General features: G+C 67.7%; 17 protein-coding genes. 8 read left to right on the top strand and 9 right to left on the bottom strand.

The window, feature by feature from the left end; genetic code table 11:
- The first annotated feature begins 190 nt into the window (after positions 1-190).
- The 3 genes from CGU34_RS08905 to CGU34_RS08895 are packed head-to-tail and all read left to right on the top strand — an operon-like array spanning position 191 to position 2,724.
- Positions 191-739 (top strand): RNA polymerase sigma factor, encoded by a 549-nt coding sequence (locus tag CGU34_RS08905; protein WP_100813888.1) that lies wholly within the window; start codon positions 191-193, stop codon positions 737-739.
- On the top strand, positions 736-1,905 hold the full coding sequence (locus tag CGU34_RS08900) for a DUF4349 domain-containing protein (protein WP_100813887.1): 1,170 nt from the start codon (positions 736-738) through the stop codon (positions 1,903-1,905). The genes CGU34_RS08905 and CGU34_RS08900 overlap by 4 nt, the downstream gene beginning before the upstream one ends.
- Before the next feature lie 9 nt (positions 1,906-1,914).
- On the top strand, positions 1,915-2,724 hold the full coding sequence (locus CGU34_RS08895; RefSeq protein WP_100813886.1) for an alpha/beta fold hydrolase: 810 nt from the start codon (positions 1,915-1,917) through the stop codon (positions 2,722-2,724).
- A gap of 6 nt (positions 2,725-2,730) precedes the next feature.
- On the opposite strand, the gene CGU34_RS08890 is transcribed toward CGU34_RS08895, so the two are convergent.
- From CGU34_RS08890 to CGU34_RS08865, 6 genes are all read right to left on the bottom strand, one after another.
- The gene (locus CGU34_RS08890) at positions 2,731-3,432 is read right to left on the bottom strand and encodes a DUF2510 domain-containing protein (protein WP_100813885.1); all 702 of its coding nucleotides are present in this window, start codon (positions 3,430-3,432) and stop codon (positions 2,731-2,733) included.
- A gap of 88 nt (positions 3,433-3,520) precedes the next feature.
- Positions 3,521-3,874, bottom strand: a complete 354-nt coding sequence (locus CGU34_RS08885; RefSeq protein WP_332870614.1) for an SHOCT domain-containing protein — start codon at positions 3,872-3,874, stop codon at positions 3,521-3,523.
- Positions 3,875-3,966: 92 nt separating this feature from the next.
- Positions 3,967-4,395: a DUF6325 family protein gene (locus tag CGU34_RS08880; protein ID WP_036300936.1), complete on the bottom strand. Its 429-nt coding sequence runs from the start codon at positions 4,393-4,395 to the stop codon at positions 3,967-3,969.
- A 79-nt stretch (positions 4,396-4,474) separates the two neighbouring features.
- A complete protein-coding gene (locus tag CGU34_RS08875; protein WP_036300938.1) occupies positions 4,475-5,038 on the bottom strand; it encodes an NYN domain-containing protein in 564 nt (187 codons plus the stop codon).
- 179 nt (positions 5,039-5,217) lie between these two features.
- Complete coding sequence (locus CGU34_RS08870; RefSeq protein ID WP_100813882.1) at positions 5,218-6,114, bottom strand: SDR family oxidoreductase; 897 nt, start codon at positions 6,112-6,114, stop codon at positions 5,218-5,220.
- A 150-nt stretch (positions 6,115-6,264) separates the two neighbouring features.
- On the bottom strand, positions 6,265-7,224 hold the full coding sequence (locus CGU34_RS08865; protein ID WP_232711609.1) for an NAD-dependent epimerase/dehydratase family protein: 960 nt from the start codon (positions 7,222-7,224) through the stop codon (positions 6,265-6,267).
- A 90-nt stretch (positions 7,225-7,314) separates the two neighbouring features.
- On the opposite strand from CGU34_RS08865, the gene CGU34_RS08860 reads away from it, so the two are divergent.
- Positions 7,315-7,701: a DUF3054 domain-containing protein gene (locus CGU34_RS08860; RefSeq protein WP_100813881.1), complete on the top strand. Its 387-nt coding sequence runs from the start codon at positions 7,315-7,317 to the stop codon at positions 7,699-7,701.
- 42 nt (positions 7,702-7,743) lie between these two features.
- Positions 7,744-8,220 (top strand): SRPBCC family protein, encoded by a 477-nt coding sequence (locus tag CGU34_RS08855; RefSeq protein WP_100813880.1) that lies wholly within the window; start codon positions 7,744-7,746, stop codon positions 8,218-8,220.
- Here CGU34_RS08855 and CGU34_RS08850 read toward each other — a convergent pair.
- On the bottom strand, positions 8,215-8,886 hold the full coding sequence (locus tag CGU34_RS08850) for an NUDIX hydrolase (protein WP_100813960.1): 672 nt from the start codon (positions 8,884-8,886) through the stop codon (positions 8,215-8,217). The two genes, CGU34_RS08855 and CGU34_RS08850, sit on opposite strands and share 6 nt — an antisense overlap.
- Before the next feature lie 228 nt (positions 8,887-9,114).
- On the opposite strand from CGU34_RS08850, the gene CGU34_RS08845 reads away from it, so the two are divergent.
- The gene (locus CGU34_RS08845) at positions 9,115-10,416 is read left to right on the top strand and encodes a hypothetical protein (protein WP_100813879.1); all 1,302 of its coding nucleotides are present in this window, start codon (positions 9,115-9,117) and stop codon (positions 10,414-10,416) included.
- Between the two features lie 193 nt (positions 10,417-10,609).
- Entirely contained in the window at positions 10,610-11,635 is a 1,026-nt protein-coding gene (locus tag CGU34_RS08840; protein ID WP_332870613.1) for a lytic transglycosylase domain-containing protein, read from the top strand.
- 119 nt (positions 11,636-11,754) lie between these two features.
- Here the strand turns inward: CGU34_RS08840 and CGU34_RS08835 are convergent, their stop codons facing one another.
- Entirely contained in the window at positions 11,755-13,287 is a 1,533-nt protein-coding gene (locus CGU34_RS08835; RefSeq protein WP_198517727.1) for an HNH endonuclease signature motif containing protein, read from the bottom strand.
- A gap of 135 nt (positions 13,288-13,422) precedes the next feature.
- Positions 13,423-13,767, bottom strand: coding sequence for a DUF2200 domain-containing protein (locus CGU34_RS08830; RefSeq protein WP_100813877.1), 345 nt, complete (start codon positions 13,765-13,767; stop codon positions 13,423-13,425).
- A 46-nt stretch (positions 13,768-13,813) separates the two neighbouring features.
- Between CGU34_RS08830 and CGU34_RS08825 the strand changes: the two genes are divergently transcribed.
- Entirely contained in the window at positions 13,814-14,887 is a 1,074-nt protein-coding gene (locus CGU34_RS08825) for a DNA polymerase IV (protein ID WP_100813876.1), read from the top strand.
- Positions 14,888-15,022 lie beyond the last annotated feature (135 nt).

Genomic DNA, 15,022 nt, shown 5'->3' with positions numbered 1-15,022 from the left:
TGTGCGCTGTCGGGATACTCCCTCTCGCGTCGGCAAGCATACTGCGCGGCAGCGCATCTGAGACGATCGGCCAGATCTGAGACGATCGGCCCGATGTCGACACCTGCAGGGTGAGAGACAATGAGCGACAGCCGTGCCACCGCAGTGGGCGGCGCGCCCAAGACGCCGTGGGGCGTTGCCGACTGGCGGGATGGTGGACGTGAGCGACAGGATGCTGGTGGCGCAGGCCGCCGCGGGCAGTGAGCACGCGTTTCGTGCCCTCTACGCGGCCTATGTGAAGCCCGTGTACTGGATCGCGCATCGGCTGCTGCAGGACACCTCCGACGCCGAGGACGTCACGCAAGAGACGTTCGTGGTGGCGTGGAGGAAGCTGCCGTCGCTCGAGCTGGCAAGCGATTCACTGCTGCCGTGGCTCAGCACCATCTGCCGCTTCCAGGCGGCGAATCGGATGCGTGCCCGGAGGCGCGACCGTGAGCACACGGGCGCCGTGGCCGACGAAAACCTGCCCGACACGATAAATGTCGAGCAGCAGATCATCGACGCCGAGGTGGCCGAACGGATCCTGCGCGAGGTCGAGGGGTTGTCGCCGCTCGATCGCGAGATCTTCGTGCTGTGCGCCTCGGGCGGGTACGCCTACCAGGCGGCCGCCGACGAACTCGGTGTACCGCACGGCGTGGTCCGCAATCGTCTCTCGCGAATCCGCACGCGCATGCGGTCGGCCATCGGAGAGACGACATGAACACGACACAGGATGCTTCGCACGCCGACGCGCTGCCCGAAGTGACGGACGAGACGATCACCCGGATCGAGACGGGGGTCTTCGCCGAAATCGGTGCGGACCGGCGACGACGGAGTGCGCGGCGTGGGCGGGTGTGGGCCGGCGTCGGAGCTGCCGCCGCCGTCGTCGTGGTCGCCGCGATCGTCGGCCCTTCACTCGCAGGCGGATTCGGTGGATTCTCGGGTGCGTCGAACGAGGCCGGTCAGCCGGCGATCGGCCAGGTGCAGGACGGCGACATGGCCGTGATCCCCGAGTCGGAGGACGGCTTCCGAGCCGACAGTGGCGCGATCGAGGGCGGCGCGATCGCAGGAAGCGATGCAACAGCCGAGTCCGATGCATCCGGCGATCGTGAACTGATCGCGTCGGGGTCGCTCAGCCTGCGGGTCGATGACATCGACGCCTCGGCGGCGGCCGTGGCGGATGCTGCGGAGGCACGCGGCGGATACGTCGAGAGCCTCAACGTGGGCACCAACGGCTTGGTGATGGATATCGACGGCATGACGACGATGCCCGCGGCTCCCAACGGGGCGTGGGTGCAGGTGCGGGTGCCCGCCGACCAGCTGACCGCGATAATCGACGAACTCGGCTCGCTCGGCGAGGTGACGGCGTCGAACATCTCGCGGCAAGACGTGACCGAGCAGGCGGTGGACCTGCGTGCCCGGATCACGTCGGCCGAGACATCCGTCGCCCGTCTGACCGAGCTGATGTCGCAGAGCGGGTCGGTCGCCGACCTGATCGCGGCCGAGTCGGCGCTCGCCGAACGGCAGGCGACCCTGGAGTCCCTGCAGCAGCAGCTCGAGATGCTCGAGGGCCAGGTCGCGATGTCGAGTCTGAGCGTCGATCTGACGCTCGCGCAAGAGACCATCGAGGCCGACCCCGCCGGCTTCGGCGACGGACTGGTCGCGGGATGGAACGGGTTGATCGCGACGCTCAACGGCATCGTGATCGGGCTGGGCTTCCTGTTGCCCTGGATCGTCGTCATCGCTGTTTCGGGCGTGATCGTCTGGGCTATCCGCCGAGCGATCCGGCGCGGGCGGATGAGGCGGGCGGAGTTGCGCTCACGCGATTCCGTTGCGTCTTCGACCGGTCGAGACGGCGAAACCGGGCCCGCCACGCCACGCGACTAGGCTCACGGGGTGCCGAAGAGCCACCCCGCGCCGAGCAGCGATGCCGAACCACGTGACCGGACGGTGCGTATCGGCGACCAGGATGTCGTCTACGAAGACACCGGTGTGCGCGGAGGCCCGACCTTCGTTCTGGTGCACGGGATCGGTATGGGGCACAGCGTGTTCCGGGCGCTCGCGGGTGAGCTCGGCACCGTGGGGCGCGTGCTCGCGCTCGACCTGCCCGGCTTCGGCGAGTCCCCCGAGCCGTCGAGTCCGCGCTCGATGGCGGAGTCGGGTGATCTGATCGTCGACTTCGTGAAGCAGCTGGGCATCGACGATCCCGTGCTCGTCGGTCACTCGATGGGAACACAGGTCGTCGTCGAGGCGGTGGCACGACATCCGGAAGTATCCGATCGCATCGTGCTGATCGCACCGACGGTGAACACCGCCGAGCGGAGCGTGCGGAAGCAGGCGTGGCGGATGGTTCAGGACCTGGTCGACGAGAACCCGCGCGTGATCTGGATCGGCGCCGTGCACTACGTCAAGACGGGTCCGCGTTGGTTTCTGCGGAAACTGCGCGTGATGCTCGACCACCACATCGAAGAGACGCTGCCCGAGGTGCAGGCCGACGCGCTCGTGCTGCGTGGGGCGGACGACCGCGTGTGCCCCCGCGAGTGGGTCGCGCACGTCACCGAGCTTCTCCCCCACGCCGGGATGCGGGAAATCCCCGAACGCGGCCACGAAGCGATGATCACGAACCCCGATCCGGCGGCGCGACTGATCATCGCGCACGCGCGACACTCGCCGAACGGATCAGCACCTGAGTCGGCGAAATCGTAGTCGGCGCTACGAGAACTGCATGTCGCCGGTCTGTTCGAAGATCAGGTCGAAGACCTCGGACACGATGATGCCCGCGAAGACCAGGCCGACGATGAGGCTGAACAGCGTGACCGCGATCCACACCCAGACCGGGCCGAGACCCTTGCCCGTCTGACGACGCAGGATGACTCCGCGCCCGATCACGTAGACACCGTTCGTGATGACCAAGGCCAAGAACGCCCAGGCCCAGTGAAACGGCTTCTGAATGCCGCGGCGCTTCAATTCGCGCCAGTCGAGCCACGCGAAAAGAATGCCGAGGCCCACCACGACATATCCGACGACGCTGAGCACCAGCGACGCGAGGGTTACGCCGACCGACGGCAGCATCGGGTTCGCGGTGTCGGTCATCGACATGTCGATGCTCGACTCGAGGTATCCGCGCCAGTCGATCAGGAAGATCATCGGCAGCGTCACGAGCGGGAGCAGCACGACGAGCCAGATCCAGACCGTGTTGGTCTGGATGTCGGTGCGCAACGGCGCGCTCGGCGCCGCGGGGGCCTGCGCGTACGCGGGCGCTTGAGCGGTGCCGGCGTTGTGCACAACGGCGGCGGATGCCGCGGGCACCGCGTGCTCGGTCCACCGAGAGCCGTCCCACCACCGCTGCCACGACGCATCCGTCGGGTCGGGGTACCAGCCTGCGGGAACGTTCGTGGGTGTCGTGTCAGACATCGTCGCCTCTCGTCGTTCGTGTCGAGTTCGTGGTCCGCGGGCACGCCGGGGCGCATCGAGCGCGGGAACCGATGAGTTTACCCAGGCGTCAGGCGAGGAGTTTGGCCTTCGCGGCCTGGAACTCGGCGTCGCTCAGGACGCCGGCATCCTTCAGCGCGGCAAGTTTCTGCAGCTCGCCGACGAGGTCGAAGGCGGGAGCGGGATTCGATGCGGGTGCCGGCGCGGCGGGCGCCTGAGCTGCGGCATGGGCGGCGGCAGCCTGCGCGGCCGTGTCGATCTGTGCCTGCTGTTGCGCTGCTCGGTATTGATCCTGCTCGTACTGATCCTGGGCGCGGCGCTGCTGGCGTCCGGACATCGCGCCGCTGACGGCCGATGCCGTGCCCGCGACGACGGCGGTGCGGGCCGCGAGCCCCAGCAACCCGGGGCGTCCCATTCTTCTCATGTGAAGCATCCGTTCGTGATGTCGGCCGTTCCAGTCGCCCGGTCGACGCGTATCTCAAGCGACGCGGTCGGGTGAACACGCCGTGTTGGTCGTCACTCCTCGTCGATGGAATCGATCAGCGCGTTGACGACCGGAGCGGGAATCCGCTCGACGCTCAGCAGCTGCCCGCCCGAGGCAGCGAGCTTCTCGGAGAGCCGCCGAGCCCACGCGAGCTCGAGCGCAACCAGAACCGCAGATGTTCCTGGCTCGACCAGTTCGGAGAGCTCCGCGATGTCTTCGTCACCGACGATGCCGACCACGGCCAGCTCGACGCCCTCGAATCCGTACTCGTCGGCCTCGTCTTCGATCTCGACAACCGTGAGGTTGCCGTCCTCGTCGCGCGAGATCAGTACCAGGTCGAGCAAGCGTACGAGCCCCGCGTCGAGGACCTCCGCGAGCGCATCGACGACCGCCGGCGCGGGACGTTCATTCTCCAGACCGACGAGATACAGCTCGACGGGACCGTATGCGAACGCAACCATGGGGCGCCTTCCGGGTAGGGGTGTGCTGCTCATCCTGACACCCCGTCGAGGCCCGCCGCCACCCGCGGTCGTCGCGGAATCAGCGCAGGAAGTCGCTGGGGTCGAATTCGTCGATCGGGATGACCCGGATGCGCGGGAGCGGCGCATCGAAGACGTGTGCGTCGTATTCGAGATCGAACTTCTCGAGCCCGGCCAGGGTGCCGAAGCCGGCGTTGCGGAACTCCGAGAACGCGGCGACACCGACCCGGCGATCGGCCGCGAGCAAAGCCCCGAGGTCGTGCAGGAAGTCCCCGTCGTGGCTGACGAGCATGACGTCTTCGGGGCGAGCGAGCAGCGCCTGCAAAGTGCGCTGGATGGCGATGTCGACCACTTTCTCGTCGGGTGAACCCGACAGCGGCACGACGATGTAATCCATGGCCTTCAGCGCCTGGACGAAGGGCATCGGGATACCCATTGAGGCGTTCAGGAAGAACACCCCGCGAGCCGACTGTGCCCACTGGCGCTCCGCGAAGTCGAGGAGCCGGTCCCAGCGGGGGCGCTCGTCCGGCTGCGGACGGCGTCCGAGGATCGAACCGCCGAGCGTCGCGTCGATGTTCTCGCCATCGACGAGCACCCAGGTGGTGCGAGCGTCGTTCTCATTCACGGTGACTCCTCGGTCCGCTCTTATTCGGACGCAGGCGCCCGCCCCTGATCCTAGGTGTGCGCACCAGGTTCGGCCGGTGCATCCGACGCACGAACGGTCGCGACACTCCGCATAGCCCGAAGGCGGGCGGCGTGTCGCGACCGTTCTGTGCTGTGCGAGTCGATCGCTCGGGTCGGCGCCTACGGCGTCGGCATGCCGCCGTTCACGTTGAGCGTCTCGCCGATGACGTAGCTCGATTCGGCCGACGCGAGGAAGACGTACGCGGGTGCGAGCTCGGCCGGCTGACCCATGCGTCCGAGCGGTGTCTGCTCCCCGAAGGTCGGGAGCGCATCCTGCGGCTGGCCGCCGCTCGGCTGCAGCGGCGTCCAGATCGGACCAGGCGCCACCGCATTCACGCGGATCCCTTTCGGAGCGAGCTGCTGCGACAGCCCCTTCGTGAAGTTGTTGATCGTCGCCTTCGTCGAGGCGTAGTCGACGAGTGTCTCGGACGGGCTGTATGCCTGGATCGACGTCGTGTTGATGATTGTCGCACCCGGCTTGAGGTGCGGCAGCGCCGCCTTCGTGATCCAGAACATCGCGTAGACGTTGGTCTTGAAGGTGTCGTCGAACTGCTCGTCGGTCACGTCCGCGAGGTCTTCGACGGCGACCTGCTTGCCGCCGTTGTTCACGAGGATGTCGAGGCCCCCGAGCTTCTCCACCGACTGCGCGACGAGATCGCGGCAGTAGGCCGGGTCACGAAGGTCGCCGGGCAACTGCACGACGTTCGCGCCGGCCTCGGTGAGGATTCCGGCGATGCGATCGGCATCTTCCTTCTCCTCCGGCAGGTACGACATCGCGACATCCGCTCCCTCGCGCGCGAATGCGATCGCGGTGGCCGCTCCGATACCCGAGTCCGCGCCGGTGATGAGGGCCTTTCGCCCGGTGAGGCGGCCGGTACCTCGGTAGGTCTCTTCGCCGAGGTCGGCCTTGTCGTTCAGCTCGGCATCCAGCCCGGGCTCCGACATCTTCTGCTTCTCGGGCTCGATGTCTGCGTACAGCTCGGCGGGATCGGTCAGGGTGTACTGGTCTCGTGACATGGGTTCTCCGTCGTCTCGATTGCGTCGATGGGTCCGCGGAACAAGGTTTCCGCTGACGACCGGTTGTGTCCGGCGTCGGCCACGGTACGGATGCTCGGGCGCATCCGTTCTGGGGTTGCAAAACCCGCCCCACGCCGCTAACGGAGCGCGTTAGGCGGTGCGCGAGACAAGCGCGCGCTCGCGCCAGATCGGAGCAGTTCGGGCCAGCACCTTGCGCCACGGCGACGCGGTGAGGCCGAAGGTGTCGGTCGTCGCGCTCGCGTCCACGGCGAAGGGCGCATCGAACTGGTACAGAACGCCCCGGAGTTCACGCATCGTCGGGACGAAGAACCCCGCGGTATGCAGCAGGCCGCGCGGGATGCGTCGCAATCGCGGTTCTCCGGCACCGGCGATTCGGGCGAGTTGGCTCAAGACTTCCCGCGTCGAAACCGGTGCGCTCGACGGCACGAGCCAGGGAGAGCCCCACGCGCGGCGGTCCGTGCCGAGTGTGATGAGGGTCGCCGCGATGTCGTTGACCGCCGTCCACGAGTGCGGCTGGTCAGGATCGGCGAACACCCACGCCATGCGGTCGGCGAGGGTCGCGTTCGCATAGAAGGCGAGCACCGAGCTGCGGGCGGGGGCGGTGGGGCCAATGTAGTCCGACGCGCGGGCCTCGGTGGCCCGAACCCGACCGGCTTCGTGAGACGCGAGAGCCTCTTCCCATATCCGTGCGCGCAGAGCACCTTTGGGGTCTGTGGGTCTGAGCGGCATGTCGCGGGTTATCGGCACGGTCACGGGGCCGTAGCCGTAGAGGTTCCCGAGGGTGACCAGCACCGCACCGGACGACTCCGCGGCGCGCAGAATGGATGCGGCCAGCGGCGGCCAGACGCGCTTCCACTGTGGATACGAGCCGGGGTTCGCGCAGTTGTAGATGACGGTTGCCCGTTTGGCGAGGACTGCCAGTGCGGCCGAATCGGAAGCGTCGGCTGCGACTCGCTGAATGAGCGGATGCTCGGGTCCAGACCCGGAGCGCGTGACCAGACGAACGCGGCGTCCGTCTCGGGCGAGCCGGTGCGCGACCGAAGTGCCGACCGGGCCGGCTCCAATGACGAGGTGCAGCTCAGCGGCCACATGCCCATCCTGGCATGCGTCGTCCGTCGGGGCCAGCGTCTTCGAGTGCGATGCTGGGTAGATCCGGTCTCGCACTCGACAGGAGTTCGCATGAATCGTCACATCGTTCTGGCGTTCGTCGCCGATGTTCTGCTCGTCGTCGTGTTCGCCGTGATCGGTCGGGCGAGTCACGACGAGGGGGTGCTCGGTCCCGGTGGATCCGGTCTGGTGCAGACGTCCTGGCCATTTCTCGTCGCCCTGATCTCGGGCTGGCTCGTCACGTTGGCGTGGCGCCAGCCCTTTGCGCCCGTCCGGACAGGCCTGGGCGTGTGGGTCATCACGGTCATTGGCGGGATGCTGCTCCGCGCCGTCAGCGGACAGGGCACCGCGCTCGCGTTCATCATCGTCGCGGCGGTCACGCTGCTCGTGCTTCTCGTCGGCTGGCGCATGGTTGTCTCCGCCCTGACACGGGCACGGGCGCGTCGAGTCGTCGGCTGACCGCCGTTCGTTCGCGACACTCTGCGCTGCGAGGATCGGACCGTGCCCACTAGCTTCGCCGTGACGACCCGAACCACCGCGAGCGTCGAGGACCTGTTCGATGCTTCGCTCAGCATCGACCACCACCTCGATTCCATGCGCAGTTCGGGCGAGCGGGCCGTTGCCGGTGTCACGAGCGGCACGACCGGGCTGGGCGAGTCGGTCACGTGGCGTGCCCGACACTTCGGCATCCGATTCACGATGACGAGTCGCATCACGGCGCTCGATCGTCCGCATCGCTTCGTCGATGAGCAAACCCGTGGCCCTTTTCGGTCGTTTCGGCACGAGCATGTTTTTCGCTCGGAGGGTACCCGCACGGTCATGGTCGACACGCTCACGGTCGAATCCCCCACCCTCGGCGTGCCCGCGTTCGGGACGCTCGTCGAGCGGCTGATTCTCGTCCCCTACCTCCGACGGCTCATCCGTCAGCGGAACGCTCACCTCGTCGCGGCGGTGGCGCCGACGGGGTCCTCGTCATAGATCGAGCGGCAATTCGCGGGCGGCGTCCCACGGTTCGGTCCAGCCCAGCAGGTCGAACAGCCCGTCGAGCAACATCGCCGTAAAGCCCCACACCAGGTGGTCTCCGGTCGCGTGCTGCACGAGGAATCCGGGTCCGCGCCACTCCTGCCCATCGCGACGGATGACCGTCGTGCCCCGGTTCGCGGGGTCCAGCAGGTCTGCCACGGGAGCTCGGAAGACATCCGCCGACTCGGCCTGGTCGACGGCACGCACGGGCGACGGATGCTTCCACCAGGCCAGCACGGGAGTCACGGCATGCCGTGAGAAAGCGAGCGGGATGGTGCCGAGCGACCCGAGCACCTCGACCCCCGCCGGGTCGAGGCCCGTTTCTTCGTGAGCCTCACGAAGGGCCGCCGCGACCGGTCCGTCGTCGCCCGGGTCGACCCGCCCGCCCGGAAAAGCAACCTGGCCCGGATGCGCCCGCAGGGTGAGCGCGCGGGCGAGGAGCAGAACATCGAGGTCGCGTGACACAGCAGTCGCATGAGCGCGGTGATCGCTCGGTAGCGAATCGAGCACACCGAACAAGATGAGGACGGCAGCGGCCCGAGCGTCATCGACCGGCGGCCCGAAGCGGGCGGCGATCTGCGGATCGAACCGGCCCGCCGCGATGACCTCTGTCAACGCCATCAGCTGCGACCGCGCGTTCTGCGGCGTCGACGGCGTGGAAGGTGCGGACACCCGCCCAGCGTACGTCGCGCTCTCCACCGAAGGCATCGCTGGCGCAGCCTCATCATGTTGCGCAGCCCCGTCACTTCGCGGACATCGGGAGCCGTTGCCCGATAGCATCCGCTAGTCGGGGCTTTCTCCGCGTGACAACCGGACCGACCGCCCACTGCCATTTCCGAGGAGACCCCCATGTCAGATCCCCGCGATCCGAACGGCATCGGCGAGCCCGTGTCGGAGCCTGTGACCGAGCCCACTCCAGAGCCGACGCCTGGACCCGAGCAAACAACGGAACCGACGCCCGAGCAGCACGGCGAGCAAGATCCCCCACCCCCGGCATCCGTTCCGCCGCTTCCGCCTTACGCGACGGCGCCCTATCCGGCCGGCGCGTTTCCCGGCGCCATTCCGGGCAGTGGGTATCCGGGCGCCGCACCGGGCGCAACGCCGGGCTATCCGGGCACCACACCAACAGAAGCGGCCCCCGTCGGGGCACCACTCGTGCAGCCCTACCCCGGGGCGCCGCCCGCGGCCGCTTACGGAGGCGGCTACCCGCCACCTCCCGTTGCCGGCGCCGCTCCCCCGCCGGGCTCGCGGCCGAAGACGCTCGCGATCATCGGGCTCGTCCTGTCGCTGATCGGTCTGATCATGGCCTTCGTGCCCTTCGTCACCTGGTTCTCAGGTTTCGTTCTGCTTGCGGGCTTCGTCGTTGCGCTCATCGCGCTCATCAACAAGACGCAGGGAGCGAAGAGATTCAGCATCGCGGCCCTCGTCATCTCGGTCGTCGGATGGATCGTCTCCGTCGTCATGTCGATTGCGTCATTCGCGATCTTGGCGGATGCGACGACCGAAGCGATCGACCCGGGCCCGGGTATCGCGGTCACCGAACCGCCTGTTGATGACGACCCTGCCGGCGACCCTGCGACTGTGGCTGAAGAACTCGTCATCGTGGAATCCGCGTTCGGCCGCACATCGTACGACCCCGAAACCTGGTGGTACGCGGTCGTGATCGAGAACCCGAACGCGGACTATGTCTTCGACACCTACCTTGACATCGAGGCGCTGGCCGCCGACGGAACCGTCCTCGAGAGCGTCAGCGAATACCCGACGATTCTGAGCGGACAGGTGGCCGTCGCCGGACTGTTCACCGCCATCGGGGCGGGTGAGATCACCGAGTTGGGCGTTGTCGGCCTCGACGAGGCCGAGGTGTACGAGGCACCGTTCGACGAGACGGGTTCGTTCGTCGTGAGCGACCTGGCTTCGGCATCCGACGGTTCGTCGACGACCGTCACCGGCACGGTCAGCGGCGACTTCGAGAGCGATATGGAATTCGTCAGCGTCGTCGTCCTGGTGCGTTCGGCCGGCGGGGCGATCATCGAAGCTGAGTACACCTACGTCGACCTGTTGCCGAGCGACGGTACCCCCGTACCGTTCGAGGCGACGTTCTTCGAGGAGTTCCCCGAGGGCACGACGTTCGAGGCTTTCCCTAGTTTGTGATCGAGTAGCCGATCGCTGCTCGGGGACCGGCTCGCGGCCGCCACACAGACAGCGCCCAGAGCCTCCCACCTGGCCTTTTTCGAGCGCCCGTTCTCACCGGGCGTCCAGGAAACGTACCGGAAGCGTCCAGGTGGGGTGTGCCAGAGTCGTTGCTTTGTGTCCGCAGGTGCGGATACGACGCGCCCGCCCGAGGGTGCAGCTCACCGATACGGAACTGGTCTTCATGCGCTCTGCCTCGTCTTCTTTGCCCGCCCGCCGCACCCGCCGACTCGCCGAGCAAAGCGCCCGCAGAGCCCGCCGCCGCCCCGCCATTCTCACGACGGGACTTGCTGTCGCCCTCGTCGGGGCTCTCGCTTTCTCGACCGTCCCCGCGGTGCAGGCGGAGGCTTCGTCTGTCTCCGATCGGGCCGACTCGGCGTTGACGATGACGCTTGCTTCATTCACGACGTCCATTGCGGCCACGCCCATCCTCACGGAGACGGGCACGGATGAGGGTTCCTCCGACATGCGCGAAGCTCTTGCCGCTGCGGATGCCTCGGTTGCGGCGGCTGCCACGGTGACGTCGGATATTCAGGCGTCCGGCCTGGATGTCGGTGAGCCGGACACGAGCGTCGACACCGCGGCTCTCGAGAAGGCCGCCGACCGCCTCGATGGCGCCGACTTGCTGCCCGCCCCGCTCGTGCTGGGTCTGATCTCTGATGTGAGCGAACTCGTCGCACCCGTCAACGAGCGTGTCGCGGGCTTGCGTGGCAGCCTCGAGGCCGCTGTTGCGAAGAAGGCCGCCGAAGAAGCGGCGGCCGCCGAGGCCGCCCGTGTGGCAGCCGAAAAGGCTGCCGCTGAAGCCGCCGCCGCGAAGCAGACCGCCGCGCGTTCGACGTCGGGTGGATCCGCGAATCTGGCAGCGAGCGGAACGAGCGCCGCCGAGGCCCAGGCCACTGCCAGGGGCATGGTTGCCGCGCGTGGATGGGGCGACGACCAGTTCTCCTGCCTTGTTTCGCTCTGGAACAAGGAGTCCGGCTGGAATTACCTGGCATACAACAAGTCGAGCGGTGCGACCGGCATCCCGCAGGCGCTTCCCGGAAGCAAGATGGCCTCGGCCGGTGCCGACTGGCAGACCAACCCGGCGACGCAGATCTCGTGGGGACTGGGCTACATCTCGGGTCGCTATGGCACCCCGTGTGGCGCCTGGTCGCACTCGCAGTCGGTCGGCTGGTACTGATCAGCCGCAACCCTCGCGCGGCGCTAACCCCACCCATCCAGCGGCGCCGCACTGACCTCCGTCCAGCGGCGCCGCACTGACCTCCCGTTCAGCGGCGCGGCACTGATTTTCGCCCAGCGTCATGCCGCTTCGAACCTCGTCGGAGCCTTCGAGGGCAGCCGAACCCGTTCCGGAACCACGCCTGTCAGCGGGTCGGGCGGCGGATGGAGCCAGTACGAATCGAGCCCCGAGTCAGGGTCCCGCTCGCGAGTGATGCGCCAGCCCTGATTGTGCAGCCGGAGATGGCAGTTGCGACAGAGCGGGACGCCGTCGTCCACATCGGTTGCCCCGTGGTCTTCCCACCAGTGTTTGATGTGGTGGTACTCGCATTGCGAAATGGGCGCGATGCACTCGGGCCAGATACATCCCCCGTCGCGCGCAGCGATCGCGATGCGTTGCCTTCGGGTGAAGAGTCGATGCTCGCGGCCCACATCGAGCGGTCGGCCGAACGAGTCCCGACTGATCTCCACCGCGCCGGCGTCACAGAGATAGGTCTCGACCACTCCGCCGGGCAGCGCCTGACCACCGTCCTCAAGATGGCCGACGCCCGCAACCCTCTTTCCGCCAAAGGAGTCTGCGCCTTCCATCCCTGCGCCCTCGATCGCCGTCGCCTCGAGCAGGATGCGCACCCCGGGCTGCCGGTCGCCGAATGACTGATTCGGATCTGCGGCGGCGCCCGTGCGGAGAACGGCCAAAACCGTGTCGTACTGCAGCTGCTCGTTCGTTCTCTCGTCGACGGCCGAGTCGGCGGCCCGTTCGGGCGCGTCCTCACCGACGAATCGCGGTCCGCGCCGCGGCCTCAGCGACGCCTGCAGAATCGCATGGACCCATGCCGCAGCGTCGTCGTCGAAGACGATCCGGGCGTGGTGCTGTCCGTTCTCGTCGATCCACGCGCGAAAGGATCGCGCCGCGAAGCGCTCCTCGAACCGCAGTGTGACGCCGACGGGGTCTAGTCGGTCTCGCGCGATCCGGGCGGCCGCGCGAAGTTCTTCCACCGGTAGATGCCCGGACTCTTCGATGAGCAGCGCCACCGCCCGCGCCCAGGCCTCGGGCAGGAACGCGGGGTCCAGCTCGGGATAGCGCTCGACGGGCGGCTCCCCCAATCCCGTTCTGATTGCCTGGAACTGCGGCGAGCTCAGCGCCCCGGATGTCAGTGCGCCGCGGAGCATCGACAGCCACGTGACCGCCCCGTGACCCGCTCTGTGACCCGCCACGGGTGGCGTATCCGGACCGACCGGAGCACCCTCGACCGCTCCCTCGCTTCGAAGCACGGGCACCAGCTCTTCGCCCGTACGCAGCGACCGACCGACATCTCCACGAGACTGCCCCGTGATGTTCTGCACGAGGGATGTGACATTGCGATGCCCCTTGCGTTGCGCAAGTCCCGCGTACCCCAGCTCGCGTGTCGACCGGTGCCCAACCTCCGCGGTCGCGGCCGCGACGATCAGATCGAGGGCTTTGCGGGCGTCAGCTGCGTCGGCCAAAACGACGAGAAGCGTGTCATCGTCGGTCTCCCGCACGAATTCGGTGAACTCGCGATCGACCATGACCCCAGACATCCGCTCCACCGCACTGGTGAGGCGCGGAAGCGGCGACGGGACATCCGAGGTCATAGAACAAATGTACGAATGACCACCGACATTGATGGGCCGGATCCGCACCATCCCGGCATTTCGCAGGTCACGAAACGATAACGAAGGAGGAAATGTTCAGGATGAGCGGCGGACAAAGTGGGCCTACACCGCCGCTCACGCCTCGCGCAGGATCTTCTCCATCTTCTTGCCGCGCGCAACTTCGTCTACCAGAAGGTCGAGATACCGGATCTTCTGCATCAGTGGGTCCTCGACCTCTTGGACACGCACTCCGCATATCGTCCCGGTGATCAGGGCAGCATTCGGGTTGAGCGTGGCGCCGGCAAAGAACTGCTCGAAGGTCGTCCCATCGGCGAGGTGCCGCTCGAGGGTCGGTTTGTCGAACCCCGTCAGCCACTCGATGACTTCGTCGACCTCGGCCTGAGAGTGTCCCTTGCGCTCGGCCTTCGCGACGTAGTGCGGGTACACCGCAGATACCGCGGTGGTGAAGATACGGTGCATGCCGCGAGCCTAGCCAAGCACCTCCGACACCGCGCACACTGGCTTCATGAGCGCCGCACCCTGGGTCCTCCACGTCGACCTCGACCAGTTCATCGCGGCGGTCGAAGTGCTGCGCCACCCGGAACTCGCGGGCAAGCAGGTCATCGTCGGCGGGCGCGGCGACCCTACCGAGCGCGTGGTCGTGGCAAGCGCTTCGTACGAGGCACGCGCGCTCGGCGTCGGATCCGGGATGCCTCTGCGGATCGCCGCTCGGAAGGCCCCGGACGCGGTGATTCTGCCCGTGGATCGCGCGGCCTATGACGCGGCCTCCGCGCAGGTCATGGCCGAACTGCGCGCGCAGCCCGGCGCGGTCGTGCAGGTGCTGGGGTGGGATGAGGCGTTCGTCGGGGTCACGACGGAAGACCCCGAAGCGTATGCACGAAGCATCCAGGCCGCCGTCCTCGCGCGCACCGCACTGCACTGCAGCGTCGGCATCGGCGACACGCTCGTGCGCGCGAAGGTCGCAACCGGATTCGGCAAGCCCCGCGGCGTCTTCCGGCTCACCGCGGCGAACTGGCTTGAGGTGATGGGAGATCGCCCGACGCTCGAGATGTGGGGCATTGGGTCGAAGATCTCGAAGCGGCTCGCGACCCTCGGCATCCGTACGATCGGCGAACTCGCCATCGCGGACGAGGGCGCGCTTTCCGCCGAATTCGGACCGCGCATGGGTCCCTGGTACGCGCAACTGGCGCGTGGCGAAGGCTCGGCAACGGTGGACGACGCCCCCTACGTGCCGCGCGGGCACTCCCACGAAACGACCTTCCAACAGGACCTCGAAACACGCGCGGAGATCGAAGACGCGGCGCGGATGCTGCTCGCCCAGGTGCTGGCCGACGTCGGGGCGGATGCGCGGCCCGTCGTCGGGCTGGGGCTGAAGGTGCGCTACGCGCCGTTCGTGACGAAGACGTTCACGCGGAAAATCGCGGCGACAACGGATGCCTCGATCGTGACGTCCGAGGCGATGACGCTGGTCGCAAAGATCGCGCCCGACAGGCCCGTGCGACTGCTCGGCATCCGCGCTGAGATGGCAATGCCAGACGAGGCGCGCGAGGGCCACACCGCGACCCGCAGCGGGTGGTGATCTAACTTCGCGTGCCACCAGCGCGAGAGGAGGGCTTCGGCCCGGGATGAGTACCCTGGCCGCGGCTCGGTCCTCTCACCGGCCCGAAGTCCTCACCTCGTGCTGCCCGGCGGGCCAGCACACGGAGCCCCGGCA

The sequence above is a fragment of the Microbacterium lacus genome (assembly GCF_002812805.1).
GTDB lineage: Bacteria > Actinomycetota > Actinomycetes > Actinomycetales > Microbacteriaceae > Microbacterium > Microbacterium lacus_A.
Note: the sequence above shows the minus strand (reverse complement) of the source record. Positions and strands in the feature narration are given on the sequence as shown.